Below are 17,447 nucleotides of genomic sequence, written 5' to 3' on the forward strand. Positions count from 1 at the left end.
AGTGTTTATCGGCCACTAACCAGTACAGTGTTAGCGGTACAGTGTCCTTGACCAACGCCGTAGCCAGCTCACTCACCATCACCGATGGGAGCGTGAGCCAGGTGGTCTCGGTGAGTGGCGGGCAAAGCAGTGTAATCTTCAGCTTAACGGGGCTCAGCTTAGGCACAGGCTCGCATACCCTCTCAGCGAGTGGACAAGGCTATAGCCCGACCAGCCTTACTTACACCGCACCAGCTTCCTGCTCAGTCCCGCCGACGATGACTATAGCCGTTACCCAGGTTGAGTGCTCAACGGTTACCAACGAGTGTGCACTTTCCGGAACGATGGCGCTAACCAATGCCAAAGCAGGAATACTAGTCGTTACCGACGGTCAATTTTCAACCACCGTTGTCGTGGCAGATGGACAAACCAGTGCTAGCTTCAGCCTGACAGGACTCATCAAAGGAACTGGAAATCGGACCATTACTGCCACTGGCGCAGCATACGGTCCGGCGAGTACCACGTATGTTGCGCCAGCTGCTGATATAGCCCCCTGTATTCAGCCTGTTTTCACGGCCAGGGCCATACAGGCTGGTTGTCTCAATAACGCTCCTCAGGCTAATGCGCTGATTATTCTGGCTGACTTCAACCCTGCTTACATATATCAGTATTCAGAGGGCGCGGTCTTTAATCCGGAGGCATCGCTGTCAGGAGCCGCCACGGCGATCCCGGTCAATGGTGTCATTGCCAGCAACCTGGCAAATCCGGCTGCGCCAAAACAGTACACGGTGCGCGTATACAGCACAGCAACCTGTTTCACAGACGTAACCGTCCGGCTAACGCCAACAGTATGCGGTTGCCCAACCACAGCCTGCATTCCATACGTAGTGAAACAAATAAAGCGTGGGCTGCACAGAAATGAGCCAGCCACCCCATCACCGGGCGTTCCTGGAATAGGAGGCCGTTAGTCAATACGGACATTATCAGCACAGAAAATCCACCATAGGCCTATGGTGGATTTTCTGTGCTGAACGGACAAGGCCGATCGGCTTTTCAAGAATAAGCGTAGCCGAGTCAACTTTTAACTTCCTGATTTTGTTAACGTATCAGGACAGATACCATTTCCTCTGTTAACTTTGCGGCTTTATTTGTGCCGTCACGATACAACCTATTATGTTATCCATCAGCAATTTACAAGCCTCTATTGGGGACAAACAAATACTTAACGGTCTCAGCCTGGAAGTCAATGCCGGTGAGGTTCACGCTATTATGGGTCCCAATGGAGCCGGTAAGAGTACGTTAGCCTCCGTGTTGGCAGGTCGTGAAGATTATGACGTAACGGGCGGCAGCGTCTTGTTCGAAGGGAAAGACTTACTCGATATGTCGCCCGAAGAGCGGGCTGCTGAAGGAATTTTCTTGGCCTTTCAGTACCCAATCGAAATTCCGGGCGTTAGCACGACGAACTTTCTGAAAACAGCCATGAACGAAATTCGCAAGTATCACGGGCAGGAATCCCTCGATGCGGTGCAGTTTCTGAAACTGATGAAAGAAAAGATGAAGTTGGTGAACATCGACCAGTCGCTGTTAAGCCGTTCGCTGAACGAAGGCTTTTCGGGTGGCGAAAAGAAACGGAATGAGATTTTTCAGATGGCCATGCTCGAACCGAAACTGGCAATTCTGGATGAGACCGACTCAGGCCTTGACATTGACGCCCTGCGGATTGTCGCCGATGGTGTAAACAAACTACGTTCCCCCGAACGGGCAACGATCGTGGTAACGCACTATCAGCGCTTACTTGATTACATCGTGCCTGATTACGTACACGTGCTGTACAAAGGTCGCATTGTAAAGTCTGGTCCGAAAGAACTGGCCCTCGAGCTCGAAGAGAAAGGGTACGACTGGATCAAAGCCGAAGTCGAAATCTAATCGTCATTTGCTGTCATGTATCGTCATTACGTAGTCATTTTAGGAACACGAACAAGAAATGACTAGCTGACGACCTTTGAATGACCACTTAATGACAACCAACTATGACTCCTTCTTACTCCTCTTATAACGAGTTTAAAGACCAGTTACTGGCGGCCTTCCGAACCAACGAAGAACGCATGAACGGAGAAAGCAAAACTCCGCTTCATCAGGTTCGTCGGGCAGCTCTGAAGCAGTTTGAGCTGCTGGGCTTTCCGACGATCCGTCACGAAGAATGGAAATACTCGAACGTCAGCAGTCTGTTGAAAGAGGCTTTTGAGCTCGACAGCCAATCGACGTTTTCGGCCTCAGACCTTGCGCTGCTGGAAATTCCTAACCTCGATGGCAACGTACTGTATTTTGTCAACGGCGTTTACAAACCCGAGCTGTCTAAAATTATAAGCCCGGCGGAACAGGTTCAGATAACAAATCTGGCCGAAGCCCTGAAAACAGAACCTGATTTCATCGGATCGCACTTTGCGCGTTACGCCGACTACCAGGATAATGCCTTCACGGCCCTAAACACCGCGCTGGCCAGCGACGGAGTTGTTATTCGGGTACCCGCTAATGCCATCGTTGAACAGCCGATCATTTTGCGCTTTATTACCGATGCCCGCGAAGCCAACGTAGCGTCTCAACCCCGCAACCTGGTTATTGTTGGTAAGAACGCGGAGGTCATGATGGCTGAATCTTACCGTACGTTGGGCCAGCGATCAAGTTTTGTCAACGTCGTCACCGAAATTGTGCTCGACCGCGACGCCAGGATGCAGTACTACAAAGTTCAGGATGAGACGGACAAAGCGTATCATATCGGAACTACGCAGGTCAGCCAGACCGAAAACAGCCATTTTTATTCAGCAACGGTAACGCTTAACGGAAATTTCGTTCGTAACAACCTGAACATCGTGCTTGGCGGTCAATACGCCGAGGCTTTCATGTACGGGTTATACATGCCGAATGGCCGTCAGCACGTCGATAACCATACACTTGTCGATCACGCGATGCCTAACTCATACAGTAACGAGCTGTATAAAGGCATACTGGACGATAACAGCACGGGCGTTTTCAACGGTAAAATCTATGTTCGTCCTGATGCGCAGAAAACCAATGCCTATCAATCGTGTAAGAACGTAGTGCTATCGCCGGGCGCTTCAATGAACACCAAACCTCAGCTTGAGATTTTTGCGGATGACGTGAAGTGTTCGCACGGCACCACTACGGGTCAGCTTAACGACGAAGCCTTGTTCTACATGCGGTCGCGGGGGATTCCCAAAGCGGATGCGCAGACATTATTGCTTTATGCGTTCTCGCAGGATGTTTTAAGTCAGATCAAAATTCAGTCGATACGCGAATACCTGGAACGGGTTGTTACGCAGAAGCTGACGAAATAGTTGTTCACTACTAATGGCCAATGAAGAATGTAGTCGCCTTAACTTGGTTTACATTCTTCATCGGCCATTACTCATTGTTGCCCACAACGCACCTTTCCCCCACCTGACTTGTTGTCTGTATAGTACAACCTTCACGACTTCGTATGCAATCGGCAATAGATAGTACGTTAGACATTCAGCGAATTCGCCGGGATTTCCCAGTCCTCGACCAACAGATCAACGGTCGGCCGCTAGTCTATTTTGACAACGCAGCCACCAACCAGAAGCCTATACCAGTCATCAATGCGTTGACCCGTTATTATGAGGGCTACAATGCCAATATTCACCGGGGCATTCACCATCTCGCAGAGCAGGCCACTGCGGCCTTTGAAGCATCGCGCCGGGCCATCCAACAGTTTCTTAACGCCAAACACTGGGAAGAGATCATCTTTACCTACGGTACGACGGATGGCATTAATCTGGTCGCACAGACGTATGGCCGCCGTTTTCTGGGCGAAGGTGATGAGATTATTATCTCCGGGATGGAGCACCACTCCAACATCGTTCCCTGGCAGATGCTCTGCGAAGAGCGTGGCTGCATATTGCGAGTCATTCCGGTTGATGATAACGGGGAGCTTATTCTGGAAGAATACGAGAAGCTGCTTTCCGAACGTACAAAGTTTGTTTCGGTCGTTCACGTATCGAACTCGCTAGGCACGATTAATCCGGTCAAGACCATTATCGACAAAGCACACGCCGTAGGCGCGGTTGTGCTGATTGACGGGGCACAGGCCAGCTCTCACCTTGACCTCGATGTGCAGGCGCTGGATACCGACTTTTACGTCTTCTCGGCCCATAAGCTGTACGGCCCGACGGGCATGGGCGTTCTATATGGCAAGAAAGCTATTCTGGACGCGATGCCGCCTTACCGGGGTGGTGGCGAAATGATTAAGGAGGTGACGTTCGAGAAAACAACCTATAACGACATTCCTTATAAGTTTGAAGCCGGTACACCTAACATCGCCGACGTAGTGGCGGTTAAAACGGCGTTGGAATACATGGCGAATCTGGGCAAAGAAAACATTGCGGCTCACGAGCATGATTTGCTTCAGTATGCCACCGAGCAGCTCAGCGAACTGGATGGATTACGTATCATTGGCCAGGCGAAGAATAAGATTGGCGTAATTTCGTGGGTTATGGACGGTATCCATCATCAGGACATCGGCGTGATACTTGACCAGCAGGGTATTGCCGTACGCACGGGTCACCATTGCACCCAACCCCTGATGCACCGCTTTGGTATTGCCGGAACTACCCGGGCCTCCTTTGCCGTTTATAACACCAGAGACGAGGTCGACAAGCTTGTTCAGGGGCTGCGCCGGGTACAGAAAATGATGTCGTAATTGCTAACCTATTATCTTCTATGATAAGTACCGCTGCTATTGTCGAAACCTTTCGGCAGTTACCAGAAAAAATCTCCCTGGATGAGGCCGTTGAGCGGTTAATCATCTTGGATCGTTACGAGAAAGCCATGGAGGAAACAGGAAAGGGCAAAGGCCATACTAACGAAGCTGTTATGCGCGAAATGAAAGAATGGATGCAAGAATGCCGATAATTTGGACGGACGAAGCCAAAGAAGATCTGCGTTATTACATTATCTCTCACGCTCTCCATTAGCTTATGTCGATAATTGGTCGAACGGGTTAACCAAGAAGTTGTCACTGCTGGAGTTATTCCCAGAAATGGGCCGCATGGTTCCGGAAAAAGAGTTAAGCCACTTTAGGGAAATGCTGGTAGGTGATTATCGCTTATTATGCATCTATCTTCACGATATGATAACTGTTATGGCTGTTCGTCATCAAGCTAGCCAATTAGGTAAACTCTAAGCATGACTATCAACGAGAAACAGGACGAGATTATAGAAGAATTTGACTTGTTCGAGGATCAACTCGACAAGACGCAGTACATTATTGACCTGGGCAAGAAGTTGCCACCTATGTCGGAGTCGGCCAAAACGGACGAGAACCGGATTATGGGTTGCCAGTCGAAAGTTTGGGTAGATGCCGAACTGAAAGGGGACAATCTGTATTTCTATGGAGATGCTGAGCCTACCGCTCAGATTTCAAAAGGTCTGATCAGCTTATTGATTCGGGTACTTTCGGGCGAAAAACCGGAGGATATTGCCACCGCTGACCTGTATTTCATACCACGAGTTGGTATGGGAAACCTGATCACATCGTTACGGGCTGGTGGCCTGGCGTCGATGATTGAACGCATGAAAGCATACGGTCGGGCCTACGAAAAAGCGGCCTGACGATTACTCACCGAACACAGAAACGCCTACTAACAAGACACGGCAATGAACGAAGCTGAATTGAAAGAACAGGTTGTAATGGCTTTGAAAGGCGTGTACGACCCAGAAATTCCAGTGGATGTATACGAACTGGGGCTGATTTATGACATCAAAATATTCCCGGTTAATAACGTCTATATTCTGATGACGCTGACTTCCCCCTCCTGCCCTTCGGCCGGTTCAATACCTGTCGAGATCGAAGAGAAAGTTCGGGCAATCGAGGGCGTCAACGACGTAAGTGTTGAGCTGACGTTCGATCCTCCTTACTCAACCGAACTGATGTCGGAAGTGGCTAAGCTGGAGCTTGGCTTTATGTAATGCACAACCATTACCGCTCTTAAACTGTATATCGTAATTCAAAATTCATAAATCAACTATGTATCCTCCTCATTTGCTTGTCCCAATGCGGGAAGACCTGACCAGCGTTGGGTTCGAAGAATTAACGACTCCAGACGACGTAGTGAACACGATGGAGAACACAAAGGGTACCACGCTGGTTGTGGTCAATTCGGTTTGCGGTTGCGCAGCCGGAGCCGCCCGCCCAGGCGTAAAAGCGGCTTTAGCAGCCAGCGCTGTGAAGCCCGATAAAATGGTCACCGTATTTGCGGGTGGCGACGTTGACGCTACCGCCAAAATGCGGGAGTATCTGCTTCCTTATCCGCCATCATCGCCGGCGATTGGTATTTTTAAAGATGGTGAGCTGGTTCATTTTATTGAGCGTCACCACATTGAAGGCCGGTCGGCACAGATGATTGCGCAGCACCTTGAAATGGCGCTCGAAGAGTTTTGTACCCCTGCCAACGCGTAAGCGTTGTTCTGTAACAAGCAAAAGCCCCGCTGTTATGAGCGGGGCTTTTGGTTTATGTGACGGCAAAGACTTTTGCCAACAGCCGCGACAAGGGCAACAGACAAAAGACCAGCATCGCCAGCGGAAACGGAGCAAAGGCCGCTACCCAGGCCGCATTCATCACAATCAGCGACAGCACTCCTGCTTTCACCGCCATGCCGATATTTCTACCAATGGGCTCCCGGACAGCTCGCCATAACGGAGGAAAAATGTAGTAGCCGAACAAGAGTAAAAATGGCAGAGCCGTACCTAATTGCTGTCGGCGTTGGGCCAAGGCGGCTACGCAACCGATAACCAGCGCATAAAGAATACCAGCCGCCCGCAACGTTAGAGGACTACCACCGTGCACTTCGCCACGGCTAATCATCGTAATAGCTGCTATGTACACAATGGGTACGATGCCTACCCAAAGCCAGGGTAAGACCTGATCAGGTAGAATACTCACGCCCAGCAACAGGTTCAGTCCACGACAAAGACCCATATTTATCGGTCCAAGCAACGTATGGTGCTTCCCGTAGCGATCATAAACAAGCGACGCTACCGCAATACCTACTGCTAACAGCCCAGCAACCTGATTTACCAGAAGTGAGGCTAGAATCCCTACCATCAGCAAAACGGAACCGAGAATAGTCGCCGTAGTTTTGCTAACCACTCCACTCGGAATGGGCCGTTCTGGCCGTTCAATGGCATCTAACTCCGCATCGAATACATCATTAAAAACAACTCCTCCACCATATAGACATACGGTAGCCAAAGAAAGCCAGCCTACAGGAGGTGCCGGAGGTGCTTCGTTCAAAAAATAACCGGCAATAGCCATCCCCGCCAATACGTCGGCAATAGCCGTTACCAGATTAGCCGGGCGAGTGAGAGAAATAAGGGCTTTTAGTTTCATTGAGTAATTGAGTGAATAATCGAACAAGTGACTAGCTTCCGCTCAATCATCGATTCGCTTATTCGCCCAATATTATTTAATGATCGTTGACTCTTTATCAACCCGAGGAGCTTGTCCACCACGTAGTACGGAACTACCGTTATAGCGCTGGCTTTGGTCGATGTTCATCGGTTGGGTTAACTCCTCCAGACTTAGCTGACCGCTTTGCGCAAAGGCCGTGACGGCGTTCGCGAACGTAACAAGCCGGATGGCTTCCTCCGAAATACCGCGCTGCTTCATCAGGGCAGCCGTTTTAGGAACAGCCAACGGATCGCTGATACCCCAATCAGCGGCAGAGTTGATCATAATCCGCTCGGGTCCATACTGCCTGACAATCTCGACCATACGCTCATTTCCCATCTTGGTAAACGGATAAATAGTAAAACCCGCCCAAAATCCACGATCCAGTACTTCACGTACTGTCTCCTCATTGTTGTGATCGACAATGACCATGCCGGGGTCTATTCCGTGCTCAATAGCAATGTCCATACTGCGGCTGGTACCCTGTTTTTTATCCCGGTGGGGCGTATGGATCTGTACGGGCAGGTTCGCTTCTCGGGCCAATTCCAGCTGCGCCCGGTAGTACTTATCCTCGGCGGCTGTCTGATCATCGAACCCGATTTCGCCAACGCCAACCACGCCTTCTTTATAGATGAAAAGCGGCAGAATTTCCATAACCTGTTCGGCTAATTCTTCCTGATTGGCTTCTTTCGAGTTGAGACCAATGGTGCAATAGTGCCGAATCCCGAACTGCGAGGCCCGAAACCGCTCCCAACCGACCAGGCTTGCGAAATAATCCCGAAACGAGTCCACGCCCGTACGTGGCTGGCCTAGCCAAAAGGCAGGTTCAATCATAGCAACGACACCAGCATCGGCCATCGCCTGATAATCGTCGGTCGTGCGGGAAGTCATGTGAACGTGCATGTCGAAAAACGTCATGCCACGGATAGAGTCCATAAAATCCATAGGTTCTTCTCTAGAGTAATCAATAAACCCACCACTAAGGGTGAGCAAAGTTCGACAAAGATACGGGTACGATTTCTACATGCCTTTAAGCAAATTCTAATGCAATTCGTGTAAACCTCCGATAACTCTATTCGTTTTATAGATAGTTAAACAACAATTAACTTATGAAAACGCTTCAACAGCTAAAGCAAAAACGAATAGGCCTCTACGCAGTTCTGCTGGCAACAATTCTGGGTGGGATGACCAGTTGCCGGGAGAATGCACTAAACGATCTGAGCCCGGCAGATAACCCGGTCTATATTACCAACTACGACCGGTCGGTGAACTTCAGTCAGTATCGCACATTCAGTCTGCCCGATTCAGTCGTCATTGAGTCAAACACGGGCTACCAAACCTCGCTGGGAACGGTCGAAAGCCGCTTTATATCGGGTGTAGCCAACGCCCTGACCAGCCGTGGCTTCCAGCGGACGAATCAGGGACAAACGGCCGATCTGGGGGTTGCAGTGATTCGGGTAAACAATCGGTATACGGGCGTTGGTGTTGATCCGTACGGCTCGTACTATTCCAACTACTGGTATGGCGGTGGGTTTGGAGGATTCGGCGGCTATTCTCCGTATTATCCATCGTATTATACGTATCAGGTCAGCGATCGGTACTGGGAGATTCAGATCGTTGATCTGAAAAATCGGCCCGCAACGGGTACCAATCAACAGCCTCAGTTGAACGTCATTTATGACGCCACCATCCGGGGCACCGATGTTCCCAACGCCGAAGCGGTTGACCAGGCTTTAACCGCTATTTTTAACCAATCTCCTTACTTACAGGCAGCACGCTAACATCATGAAACGCATAATCGCATTAATTGCTCTGGTTACGCTGACTACAGCGGCCTGGGCTCAGAATACGCCAGACCGCGACGAATACGCAGGCATACTGGCTTCTCCCTATCAACAATACGTAACGTTCAATTTTGCCGCCCGTTACGGAGTGTCCGTTCCGCTCGGTGGTACGAAGGGCTACATCGACCGGATCTCGCCAGCTAACTTTGCGTTAGAAGGCGAATGGCTCTTCCCGCAGCGGTTTTCGATCGGCCTCAAAACCGGCTATCAATACAACCAGCAACGCCTGGGGCGGCAAACCTACAGCTTTGTATCGGGCAATAGCGGGCAGGAAGTATCGGCCGTACAAACCCGTACGTTAACGGTTATTCCGGCCATGGCATCGCTATCCTATTACTTTGCTGATAATGCCGCAGCCATTCGCCCCTACGTTCAGATGGCGGGCGGTGGTGCATTCGTGGATTACACGAACTTCTTCGGTACGTTAGCCGACCAGCAGAACGGTTTTAAAGCCGCCATTGCGCCTTCTATTGGGGTCAAATACTACGGCAAGCGTGAGCAGGGCTTCGGCGCTGAGATTCAGGCCCAGTACCAGCAGGTATTCTTTAATTATGATCTGTTAAAAAACAACAGCCCATCGTTGCTGCTGTCGGCCGGGATCGTCTATCGGTGGTACTAGTGGTAACGTAACGCGGACGGTCCGTTTTACATAAGTCGCTCAATGTTTGGCGGTAAACTGCGCCCGGCAGCCCGACGTTCAGCCGCGTAATCGGCGAGCGTTCTGGCCAGTCGGGCGTTTTTACGTTCGTCCAGACCGATGATTTGCGTTACGTCCTTATCTGTAAAGAAGGCTTTCATAATAAGCTGATTCCAGGCGGCTTCGTCGAAGTAATCGGCGGGGTAAGGATTCTGGAGCATAATCGCCGACTGCACATCGGCGATGTTGTTGCGAATGCCCTCCGTTGCCTGAAAACGCCAGGCTTCCGGATACGCCAGCACCGGCAAAGCCGAGTACAACGCCACGAGTTCGTTCAGTTCCCCCGCTCTGAACAGCTCAGTAATCGTTCGGACGTAACTGGTCTGATCGTCGGCAGGCAGTTGCAGCAACCACCACACGCGGGCCAGGCGATCCAGCGTCCAGCCGGTTACGGTAAAGCCGGTCCGAATACGTTCCAGGGCGAAATTAATATCCTGCGGTACGTCGATGGACCGCTTACCCACAAACCGGGGCATGGCGGTAAAGACGCGGTAGAAGTGCGACGTTTGGGGGTTTGCCTGAAACGAATCGGCCTGTTGCTGAAGGTAAGAAACTGCTTTTTGCGAATCGGGTTGCTGTTCGATCAGGTAGAACAGCGTTTGGCTCATCGAAAGAATGTTCATAGCGCAAAGGTACGAACGGTGGCACGGACAGTATCGCTATCCTGTGCCCTTTATGCGTTATAAACACGAACCAGCGTTCGTCTTACTTTAATTTCGCCTTCGGATGCGCCTGATCGTAGGTTTTTTTCAACTGCTCTAAACTCGTATGCGTATAAATCTGCGTAGCGGCCAGGCTACTGTGGCCGAGCAGGTCCTTGATGGCGTTCAAGTCCGCTCCCCGGTTCAGCAGATGCGTAGCGAAACTATGCCGTAAGACGTGCGGACTCTTCTTTTCGAGGGTCGTAACCAGGTCGAGGTGCCGTTTAACAATACGCTGGATCAGCACCGGATACGCGGCTACACCTTTATCACTGACGATCAGGTACACCCCATTGGCCTGAGCCGAGAACTCCTTTTCTTTAAACTGATTGTACTGCTGGATTAACTCGAACAGCGGCTGCGTTAAGGGCACAACGCGGTGTTTATTTCGCTTTCCCAGAACCAGTATGGTCCGGTCGTACAGATTCACGTCCGCCATTTTCAGGCTGATGAGTTCGCTTAACCGAATACCCGTACCGTACAATAATTCAAGCACCAGCTTATCCCGAACCCCTTCGAACGTATCCGGAAAATCGACTTCGTTCAGCAAGGTTTCCATCGGCTTTTCCTCGACGTAGATCGGCAGCTTTTTACTGGCTTTCAACGCCTGCACTTTCGTTGTCGGATCAGCATCGATTCGTTTCTGCCGGAGCAGATACCCGTAAAAGCTCCGCAACGTAGCGATCTTGCGATTCACCGACGATTTGTCCATGCCGCCTTCAACCAAACTCACAATCCAGGAACGGATGTGCCGAAAATCGGCCTTCTCCGGCTGGTTAATGTTGCATTCTGCGGCCAGAAACGTACTGAATTGCTCCAGATCGTTGGTGTAGGCCGTCAGCGTATGGTGGCTTAACCGCTTTTCGTAGCGGATGTGCTGCAGAAAATCGGCCGTTAAGGACTGTTCGGTTGGATTCATAAGCGGAGCGTACCTCTCGATTGAGACGTAAACAAAACTACTTTATTTTCATGTGCTTTTGCAGGAAACCGGGGGCAATAAAAAAGCAGCAGACATTACTGCCTGCTGCTCTTATCTCTTGGTTAGTCTCGGTTATACTGCTGACTGCGCATTCAACAATATCCGACTAACTGCACACCACAAATTAATTCCGGCCAGGCCGACGCTCAGATGGGTGACCTCTATTGCTCCGTGTGGTTACCGTACATCCGCTCCTTGTAGGTAGCTTTGATGATCTCGGTGCGACGCTTTACCGACGGTTTCTGGAAAGCCGTCCGCGCCCGCAACTGCCGCAACACGCCCGTTTTTTCGAACTTCTTTTTGAAGCGCTTCAGGGCCTTGTCAATCGACTCGTTGTCTTTTACGTTAATGATAAGCATGTGTTAAATGTTGTGTTTTAGCTAAAACGGGTAGCAAAGGTAATAGCTTTGCAGCTATGAAGCAAGCCATTATTGACTTAGGCACGAATACATTTCACCTGCTCATTGTCGAAAAACAGGAAACAGCCTATCGAACCCTATTCCGCGAAAGCCGACCGGCTAAAATTGGTCAGGCGGGTATCAATCAAGGCATTATCACTCAGGAAGGTATTGAACGGGCCCTGACCGTACTGACCTATTTCCGCGAGGTAATCGATCAACACAACATAGCGCCCGACCGCGTGGCCACCATCGGGACCAGTGCCATTCGGGTGGCCCGCAATCAACAGGAGTTCATCGACCGGGTTCGTGACGCAACCGGCCTGTCAGTTCAGGTTGTCTCGGGCGATCAGGAAGCTGAATACATTTACAAAGGCGTTTGGGCTGCCGGCTCTCTCGACGATCGAACCGCCCTCGTCATAGACATTGGGGGCGGAAGCGTCGAATTTATTCTGGGTAATCAGCACCGCATTTTCTGGAAACAAAGTTTTGAAATTGGCGGGCAGCGGCTTCTCGAGCGCTTTATGCCCGGAGCGCCGGACCGTTCTGATCCGATTACTCCAGGCAGCATTAACCGGTTGCATACCTATTTTCAGGATCAGTTGCTGCCACTGGCCAACGCCATTCACCAATATCAGCCCGCCGTACTGGTTGGGTCGTCGGGCACATTCGATACGCTCGTCGACATGTGGTTCATGCACGAGCAGGGCCATCTGCCCCCGGCTGACCAAACCGCTTTTGACCTGCCCGTTACCGAGTTTTACCGCGCCTACGAACAGCTTATCAGTCGTAACCGCGAGGAGCGCATGCAGATTCCGGGCATGATCGAACTGCGTGTCGACATGATCGTTGTGGCCGTATGCCTCATTGACTACGTCCTGAAAACGTATCATATTCCCGCCATTAAAACCTCAACGTACTCATTAAAAGAAGGAGTTTTGAGTAGCTTGGTCTGAGTAAACGCTTTTGGTGTTAGCCTGGATGGCCACATCCAGTAGCGTACATCTTCCCTGCCTGGACGTGGCCACCCAGGCCGTCTCTATGAAAGCTGAAACAAACGAACGCTCGTCGTACCGCAACCTGATCTACACCGCTTTAATCATTGTGGCCGTAGCTACGGCTCTGGCATTTCCGGGGCCTTTCACTCAAGTCAGTGATTTTCAATTGAAACGACTAATTGTTCCCTTGCTGCAAATCATTATGCTGGGCATGGGCACCACCATGTCGATCAAAGATTTTGAAGGCGTAATCAAACAGCCTCGGGCGGTACTTATCGGCGTGTCGTGCCATTTTCTGATTATGCCCCTACTGGGTTTCACGCTGGCTAACGTATTTAAGTTCCCGCCCGAAATTGCGGCTGGCGTTGTGCTGATTGGCTGCTCGCCGAGCGGTCTGGCCTCGAACGTTATGTGTTACATTGCCAAGGCCAACGTCCCGCTTTCGATCACGATTACAACCCTGGCGACCCTGCTTGCGCCGTTCCTGATGCCCGCGTTGATGAAGTTGCTGGCCGGTCAGTTTATCGAGATCCGCTTCTGGGATATGATGATTCACATCACTGAGATCGTTATTCTGCCCGTCGTGGTTGGCCTGATCCTGAACCGCGTTTTCCATAAGTCGGCCGTAGTAATCAATCGGATTATGCCCTTGATTTCAATGGCGGGCATTGTGCTGATCGTCGCCATCATCACGGCGGCTGGTCGCGACAGTCTGCTCACCGTTGGCTGGACGCTGGCCCTGTGCGTGTTGATTCATAACCTGACCGGCTTTTTCCTAGGCTACTGGAGCGCCCGACTGTTTGGTATGGATGAACAAAGCAGCCGGACTGTTGCCCTGGAAGTAGGTCTGCAAAATGGCGGCTTAGCCTCAGGCATTGCCGTGCAGATGGGCAAAGTAGCCACCGTCGGTCTCGCCCCTGCCCTCTTCGGCCCGATCATGAACACCACGGGTTCATTGCTGGCTACGTTCTGGAGCCAGCGGCCACCGAAAGAAGTTCCCGTAGCGCCGACATCGACTCCGCAAACAGCGACTTAACAAATTAGATCAGGTGCCCCTCCAATGGATGGGGCACTGTTTTTTAAGATAAAGTTGTATATACAACTTTATCTCTCCATGTTTACGGCATGAATCCAGAAACGTATTGTATAGCTGGCCGGCTGCGCATGCTGACCCGGATGGTAAGCGGTCGTTACAACGATGCCTTTGCAGCCGAAGGCGTTACGTTCGCGCAGGCTGGACTGCTGATGCACATTTTCGCCAAACCCGGCATCAAACAAGCTGAGCTGTCAAAGCTATTGCAGATCGAAAAGTCAGCCATGAGCCGGGACGTACAACTACTCCAACGGAACGGATGGCTAACGGACAACCGCCGGAAAGGGCTGTTCTTAACCGAAACGGGTACGCAGCTGGCCAAGCGATGCCATAAGATCTGGAAGGTGCTGAACGCGCAGGTTCACGAGGAGCTGGGTCGCGAAGCCGTCGAGGGCCTTTCTGTTTTCTCCAATAAGCTTTTACAAAAATCTAATTCTTAATCCGCCATCAATTCGTATGACAACCGAACTCTTAACCCAGCTCTGGCAGCTAAACCAGGCATCGGCCACCGGACCGATCCAGAAACTGACACCGGAGAACTACCGCAATCGCCTGACACCCGCAACCGCTTCGGCTGGCTTCATCGCCCTTCACACCGCAGAAACCATGCACCACTTTGCCAAAATGCTGTTTGGGCGGTCAGTCACCATCGATACGCAGGCATCAGGTGGTGTTTCGGACGTCGGCCCCCCGCTCGATTTGGATTCGATCCGGCAAATGGTCAGCGAGAGCTACGCCATGATTGCGGAGCACATTCGGCAAACCAGCGATGCGCAATGGGCAGAACTAATCCCTTCGCCCTTTGGCGAGACCTCGCGGATGAGCGTGCTGTCCTTTCTGATGCATCACAACTCGTATCACGCGGGCCAGATCGCTCAGGCCATAAAAAAAGGGCAGGTATTTGAGTTATACGCAGCCTGAACAACGCCATGCCACCGTCTTTTCTGCAAACGAGCCGCATCGAGTCGTTCAAAACCTGGCGCTTTCGGACGCTGATGAACTGGTATCCGATGTTCTTCGGAACAGGTGGTAAAATTCTGTTCTGGTCAGGCGATTCGCGCGAGGTTCATTTGCGGTTACGACGAAACATCTGGACGTACAACTACGTCGGTACCATCTTCGGTGGCAGCCTGTTCGCAGCCGCCGATCCGTTCTACATGCTCATGTTGCTGCGGATTCTGGGGCCACGCTACGTTGTCTGGGACAAAGCGGCCAATATCCGGTTCCGGAAACCAGCCCGCGTTACGCTCTACGCCAGCTGCCTGATCACGGATGCGGATATCGACGCTATCCGGCAGGACGTAGCGGCTAACGGTCAGACGGAGCGGACCTTCACGCTGCAATGGAAAGATGCCACGGGCACGGTTTACGCCGAAATCGAGCGGCTTTGCTACGTCGCCGACAAGCAGCACTACGAGCAACGTAAAGGGGATCGGCAACGGTCACGGTTTCCTAAACCCCAGTAAGCATGGCACTTGAGTATCATCTGGCGGTGCAACGTACCGCCCGTTATTACACCCTCGGCGAGCTAAACGACCAGACGACACACCTTTGGTTTTGCCTGCATGGTTTCGGCCAGTTAGCGCAGTATTTCAGCCGCAAGTTTACGAATCTGGACGACGGCCATACGCTGATTGTGGTGCCGGAGGGCTTGTCGCGCTCGTACCTGAATGGCCAGTACGACCGAGTTGGTGCGTCGTGGCTAACCCGAGAGGACAAGCAGCACGAAATCAACGACTTCGTTTATTACCTGAATACGTTATATACTTCTGTTTTAAGCAATTTCGATCAGTCCGTTCAAGGACGTCCTCCGCTGCACATTACGTTGCTGGGGTTTTCGCAGGGAGCCGCCACCGCCTGCCGCTGGCTATCAGCGAGTCTGATGCCGATTGATCGGCTGATCCTGTGGGCCGGCTATTTTCCGAATGGAGTAGCAGAACTCATAGATCCTGCCCGGTTAGCTGGGGTTGATACGCATTACGTATACGGCCATCAGGATGAGTACATAGTCCAGCTCGATGACACCGAAGGCTATTTACGCCGACTTCAGACCGATTTACCTCAATTAAAGCTAACCGCTTACGATGGCGGACACCGCGTAGAGCCTATGGTGCTCGCCCATCTGATCGGCAGGCCGGGCCCGCCAGATAAACGTTGAAAGCCCGAGAACGTGTAGGGTGAAGTCGTTCCCGGGCTTTCCATGCTTACGTAACGGGCTTATCGTCAGCATTTAGCCAGACCACTTTCTGTTCTGGCTCGTGTTCCTGCCCAATAATGTCTTTGTACAAGTCTGGACGCCGGGCTTTCCGGTAACGGTAACCACCTGCTTTCTGGAGTTTATCGGGTGTACAGGTAGCCACAACCACATCGTTGCCCAGTTCACGACATTCGGCAAGAATATCGCCGAACGGATCGAGAATCATCGAACAGCCATTTTTGAGTTGGTCATCGTCCATGCCAATCGGGTTGGCAAACACAACGTATATCCCGTTATCGTAAGCGCGGGCGGGCAGCCATTTCATCAGCCAGGCCCGGCCTTTCATGCCATCGAATTCCAGACGTAGCGAAGTCGAGTCATTTTCGCGGTTATGCCATAGGTTCGGATCGGCAAAACCGGCACCCGGCCGGGTCGACGGGGTCAGCATCGTTACGTGCGGCATGAAAATAATGTCGGCTCCTAACAGTGCCGTAGCCCGCACATTCTCTACTACGTTATTGTCGTAACAGATCAGGATACCACATTTCCAGCCGTAGAGGTCAAACACGACGTATTGATCGCCGGGCAGCAGGTGCGGATTGATGAACGGGTGCAATTTGCGGTACTTGGCCACCAGCCCGTTTTTATCGACGCATACGTACGCTTTGAAAAGCTGATCATCCGCATCTTTTTCGAACAGTCCGGCCAGCACCACAATGTCATTATCGCGGGCAATCTGCGTTAGGGCCTGAATACTTTTTCCGTCGGGAATAGGCTCGGCCAGCTCCAGCATCTGCTCTCTGGACAAATTTCGCGCAAACGTATAGCCCGTCACTGAGCACTCGTGAAACGCCACCACCTGAGCCCCTTGTCGAGCTGCTTTGGCGGCTAACTCACGAATGATGCTTAAGTTATAGTCTTTATCACCGCTTGCGTTCTCAAACTGAGCGGTTGCAATCTTAAGGGTTTGCATAACACAATATCGATTTTATTATAGCCAACAAAGCCATCCAGTGACCCGACCAGCCGGCGCCATCCGGAAGGCATTTTAAAGTAGTGACTAAACCGGAAGAG

23 protein-coding genes are annotated in these 17,447 nt (G+C 51.4%); 17 read left to right on the forward strand and 6 right to left on the reverse strand.

The features are described from left to right. From ACYVBJ_RS02005 to ACYVBJ_RS02045, 9 genes are all read left to right on the forward strand, one after another. Nucleotides 1-947 (forward strand): hypothetical protein (locus ACYVBJ_RS02005; RefSeq protein ID WP_460980633.1); only part of this gene is annotated, 947 nt, incomplete at its 5' end. Nucleotides 948-1,152: 205 nt separating this feature from the next. Next, nucleotides 1,153-1,905: a Fe-S cluster assembly ATPase SufC gene (gene sufC, locus ACYVBJ_RS02010; RefSeq protein WP_460980634.1), complete on the forward strand. Its 753-nt coding sequence runs from the start codon at nucleotides 1,153-1,155 to the stop codon at nucleotides 1,903-1,905. 104 nt (nucleotides 1,906-2,009) lie between these two features. After that, on the forward strand, nucleotides 2,010-3,335 hold the full coding sequence (sufD, locus tag ACYVBJ_RS02015) for a Fe-S cluster assembly protein SufD (RefSeq protein WP_460980635.1): 1,326 nt from the start codon (nucleotides 2,010-2,012) through the stop codon (nucleotides 3,333-3,335). 143 nt (nucleotides 3,336-3,478) lie between these two features. Next, on the forward strand, nucleotides 3,479-4,717 hold the full coding sequence (locus ACYVBJ_RS02020) for a SufS family cysteine desulfurase (RefSeq protein WP_460980636.1): 1,239 nt from the start codon (nucleotides 3,479-3,481) through the stop codon (nucleotides 4,715-4,717). Nucleotides 4,718-4,737: 20 nt separating this feature from the next. After that, nucleotides 4,738-4,929 (forward strand): hypothetical protein, encoded by a 192-nt coding sequence (locus tag ACYVBJ_RS02025; protein WP_460980637.1) that lies wholly within the window; start codon nucleotides 4,738-4,740, stop codon nucleotides 4,927-4,929. Between the two features lies 1 nt (nucleotide 4,930). Continuing rightward, nucleotides 4,931-5,200 carry a type II toxin-antitoxin system RelE/ParE family toxin gene (locus tag ACYVBJ_RS02030; protein WP_460980638.1) on the forward strand — a complete coding sequence of 90 codons (270 nt, stop codon included), beginning with the start codon at nucleotides 4,931-4,933 and terminating at the stop codon, nucleotides 5,198-5,200. Between the two features lie 2 nt (nucleotides 5,201-5,202). Next, nucleotides 5,203-5,628 (forward strand): SufE family protein, encoded by a 426-nt coding sequence (locus ACYVBJ_RS02035; RefSeq protein WP_460980639.1) that lies wholly within the window; start codon nucleotides 5,203-5,205, stop codon nucleotides 5,626-5,628. Nucleotides 5,629-5,673: 45 nt separating this feature from the next. Next, nucleotides 5,674-5,985 (forward strand): DUF59 domain-containing protein, encoded by a 312-nt coding sequence (locus ACYVBJ_RS02040; protein WP_460980640.1) that lies wholly within the window; start codon nucleotides 5,674-5,676, stop codon nucleotides 5,983-5,985. A 58-nt stretch (nucleotides 5,986-6,043) separates the two neighbouring features. Further along, nucleotides 6,044-6,475 carry a BrxA/BrxB family bacilliredoxin gene (locus ACYVBJ_RS02045; RefSeq protein ID WP_460980641.1) on the forward strand — a complete coding sequence of 144 codons (432 nt, stop codon included), beginning with the start codon at nucleotides 6,044-6,046 and terminating at the stop codon, nucleotides 6,473-6,475. 52 nt (nucleotides 6,476-6,527) lie between these two features. Here ACYVBJ_RS02045 and eboC read toward each other — a convergent pair whose 3' ends face one another. Then, nucleotides 6,528-7,406 (reverse strand): UbiA-like protein EboC, encoded by an 879-nt coding sequence (eboC, locus tag ACYVBJ_RS02050; RefSeq protein WP_460980642.1) that lies wholly within the window; start codon nucleotides 7,404-7,406, stop codon nucleotides 6,528-6,530. 72 nt (nucleotides 7,407-7,478) lie between these two features. Next, a complete protein-coding gene (locus ACYVBJ_RS02055) occupies nucleotides 7,479-8,411 on the reverse strand; it encodes a TatD family hydrolase (protein WP_460980643.1) in 933 nt (310 codons plus the stop codon). Between the two features lie 164 nt (nucleotides 8,412-8,575). Between ACYVBJ_RS02055 and ACYVBJ_RS02060 the strand changes: the two genes are divergently transcribed. Continuing rightward, on the forward strand, nucleotides 8,576-9,247 hold the full coding sequence (locus ACYVBJ_RS02060) for a DUF4136 domain-containing protein (protein WP_460980644.1): 672 nt from the start codon (nucleotides 8,576-8,578) through the stop codon (nucleotides 9,245-9,247). Between the two features lie 4 nt (nucleotides 9,248-9,251). Then, complete coding sequence (locus ACYVBJ_RS02065) at nucleotides 9,252-9,929, forward strand: hypothetical protein (protein WP_460980645.1); 678 nt, start codon at nucleotides 9,252-9,254, stop codon at nucleotides 9,927-9,929. A gap of 26 nt (nucleotides 9,930-9,955) precedes the next feature. Here the strand turns inward: ACYVBJ_RS02065 and ACYVBJ_RS02070 are convergent, their stop codons facing one another. The 3 genes from ACYVBJ_RS02070 to rpsU all read right to left on the reverse strand — a co-directional run bounded on the left by ACYVBJ_RS02070 (nucleotide 9,956) and on the right by rpsU (nucleotide 12,046). Next, entirely contained in the window at nucleotides 9,956-10,630 is a 675-nt protein-coding gene (locus ACYVBJ_RS02070) for an EboA domain-containing protein (RefSeq protein WP_460980646.1), read from the reverse strand. An 82-nt stretch (nucleotides 10,631-10,712) separates the two neighbouring features. Further along, a complete protein-coding gene (locus ACYVBJ_RS02075; protein WP_460980647.1) occupies nucleotides 10,713-11,627 on the reverse strand; it encodes a tyrosine-type recombinase/integrase in 915 nt (304 codons plus the stop codon). A 221-nt stretch (nucleotides 11,628-11,848) separates the two neighbouring features. Further along, a complete protein-coding gene (rpsU, locus tag ACYVBJ_RS02080) occupies nucleotides 11,849-12,046 on the reverse strand; it encodes a 30S ribosomal protein S21 (protein ID WP_077921676.1) in 198 nt (65 codons plus the stop codon). A gap of 56 nt (nucleotides 12,047-12,102) precedes the next feature. On the opposite strand from rpsU, the gene ACYVBJ_RS02085 reads away from it, so the two are divergent. The 6 genes from ACYVBJ_RS02085 to ACYVBJ_RS02110 all read left to right on the forward strand — a co-directional run bounded on the left by ACYVBJ_RS02085 (nucleotide 12,103) and on the right by ACYVBJ_RS02110 (nucleotide 16,334). Beyond that, a complete protein-coding gene (locus ACYVBJ_RS02085; RefSeq protein WP_460980648.1) occupies nucleotides 12,103-13,041 on the forward strand; it encodes a Ppx/GppA phosphatase family protein in 939 nt (312 codons plus the stop codon). Between the two features lie 85 nt (nucleotides 13,042-13,126). Then, on the forward strand, nucleotides 13,127-14,119 hold the full coding sequence (locus ACYVBJ_RS02090) for a bile acid:sodium symporter family protein (protein ID WP_460980649.1): 993 nt from the start codon (nucleotides 13,127-13,129) through the stop codon (nucleotides 14,117-14,119). An 89-nt stretch (nucleotides 14,120-14,208) separates the two neighbouring features. Continuing rightward, nucleotides 14,209-14,616 (forward strand): MarR family winged helix-turn-helix transcriptional regulator, encoded by a 408-nt coding sequence (locus ACYVBJ_RS02095; protein ID WP_460980650.1) that lies wholly within the window; start codon nucleotides 14,209-14,211, stop codon nucleotides 14,614-14,616. A gap of 16 nt (nucleotides 14,617-14,632) precedes the next feature. Continuing rightward, complete coding sequence (locus ACYVBJ_RS02100) at nucleotides 14,633-15,097, forward strand: DinB family protein (protein ID WP_460980651.1); 465 nt, start codon at nucleotides 14,633-14,635, stop codon at nucleotides 15,095-15,097. Nucleotides 15,098-15,105: 8 nt separating this feature from the next. Continuing rightward, the gene (locus tag ACYVBJ_RS02105; RefSeq protein WP_460980652.1) at nucleotides 15,106-15,642 is read left to right on the forward strand and encodes a DUF4442 domain-containing protein; all 537 of its coding nucleotides are present in this window, start codon (nucleotides 15,106-15,108) and stop codon (nucleotides 15,640-15,642) included. Between the two features lie 2 nt (nucleotides 15,643-15,644). Then, nucleotides 15,645-16,334 carry an alpha/beta hydrolase gene (locus ACYVBJ_RS02110; RefSeq protein ID WP_460980653.1) on the forward strand — a complete coding sequence of 230 codons (690 nt, stop codon included), beginning with the start codon at nucleotides 15,645-15,647 and terminating at the stop codon, nucleotides 16,332-16,334. A 46-nt stretch (nucleotides 16,335-16,380) separates the two neighbouring features. Here the strand turns inward: ACYVBJ_RS02110 and ACYVBJ_RS02115 are convergent, their stop codons facing one another. Further along, entirely contained in the window at nucleotides 16,381-17,346 is a 966-nt protein-coding gene (locus ACYVBJ_RS02115; RefSeq protein WP_460980654.1) for a nitrilase family protein, read from the reverse strand. Between the last annotated feature and the right edge of the window lie 101 nt (nucleotides 17,347-17,447).

It is taken from the genome of Spirosoma fluminis, assembly GCF_054778895.1.

Coding starts and splice junctions, on each gene's coding strand:
- ACYVBJ_RS02105 (WP_460980652.1), top strand. CDS start 15,106: ATGCCACCGTCTTTTCTGCAAACGAGCCGCATCGAGTCGTTCAAAACC.
- ACYVBJ_RS02085 (WP_460980648.1), top strand. CDS start 12,103: ATGAAGCAAGCCATTATTGACTTAGGCACGAATACATTTCACCTGCTC.
- sufC (WP_460980634.1), top strand. CDS start 1,153: ATGTTATCCATCAGCAATTTACAAGCCTCTATTGGGGACAAACAAATA.
- ACYVBJ_RS02065 (WP_460980645.1), top strand. CDS start 9,252: ATGAAACGCATAATCGCATTAATTGCTCTGGTTACGCTGACTACAGCG.
- eboC (WP_460980642.1), bottom strand. CDS start 7,406: ATGAAACTAAAAGCCCTTATTTCTCTCACTCGCCCGGCTAATCTGGTA.
- ACYVBJ_RS02110 (WP_460980653.1), top strand. CDS start 15,645: ATGGCACTTGAGTATCATCTGGCGGTGCAACGTACCGCCCGTTATTAC.
- ACYVBJ_RS02070 (WP_460980646.1), bottom strand. CDS start 10,630: ATGAACATTCTTTCGATGAGCCAAACGCTGTTCTACCTGATCGAACAG.
- ACYVBJ_RS02115 (WP_460980654.1), bottom strand. CDS start 17,346: ATGCAAACCCTTAAGATTGCAACCGCTCAGTTTGAGAACGCAAGCGGT.
- ACYVBJ_RS02075 (WP_460980647.1), bottom strand. CDS start 11,627: ATGAATCCAACCGAACAGTCCTTAACGGCCGATTTTCTGCAGCACATC.
- rpsU (WP_077921676.1), bottom strand. CDS start 12,046: ATGCTTATCATTAACGTAAAAGACAACGAGTCGATTGACAAGGCCCTG.
- ACYVBJ_RS02045 (WP_460980641.1), top strand. CDS start 6,044: ATGTATCCTCCTCATTTGCTTGTCCCAATGCGGGAAGACCTGACCAGC.
- ACYVBJ_RS02040 (WP_460980640.1), top strand. CDS start 5,674: ATGAACGAAGCTGAATTGAAAGAACAGGTTGTAATGGCTTTGAAAGGC.
- ACYVBJ_RS02090 (WP_460980649.1), top strand. CDS start 13,127: ATGAAAGCTGAAACAAACGAACGCTCGTCGTACCGCAACCTGATCTAC.
- ACYVBJ_RS02020 (WP_460980636.1), top strand. CDS start 3,479: ATGCAATCGGCAATAGATAGTACGTTAGACATTCAGCGAATTCGCCGG.
- ACYVBJ_RS02025 (WP_460980637.1), top strand. CDS start 4,738: ATGATAAGTACCGCTGCTATTGTCGAAACCTTTCGGCAGTTACCAGAA.
- ACYVBJ_RS02095 (WP_460980650.1), top strand. CDS start 14,209: ATGAATCCAGAAACGTATTGTATAGCTGGCCGGCTGCGCATGCTGACC.
- ACYVBJ_RS02055 (WP_460980643.1), bottom strand. CDS start 8,411: ATGGATTTTATGGACTCTATCCGTGGCATGACGTTTTTCGACATGCAC.
- ACYVBJ_RS02100 (WP_460980651.1), top strand. CDS start 14,633: ATGACAACCGAACTCTTAACCCAGCTCTGGCAGCTAAACCAGGCATCG.
- ACYVBJ_RS02035 (WP_460980639.1), top strand. CDS start 5,203: ATGACTATCAACGAGAAACAGGACGAGATTATAGAAGAATTTGACTTG.
- sufD (WP_460980635.1), top strand. CDS start 2,010: ATGACTCCTTCTTACTCCTCTTATAACGAGTTTAAAGACCAGTTACTG.
- ACYVBJ_RS02060 (WP_460980644.1), top strand. CDS start 8,576: ATGAAAACGCTTCAACAGCTAAAGCAAAAACGAATAGGCCTCTACGCA.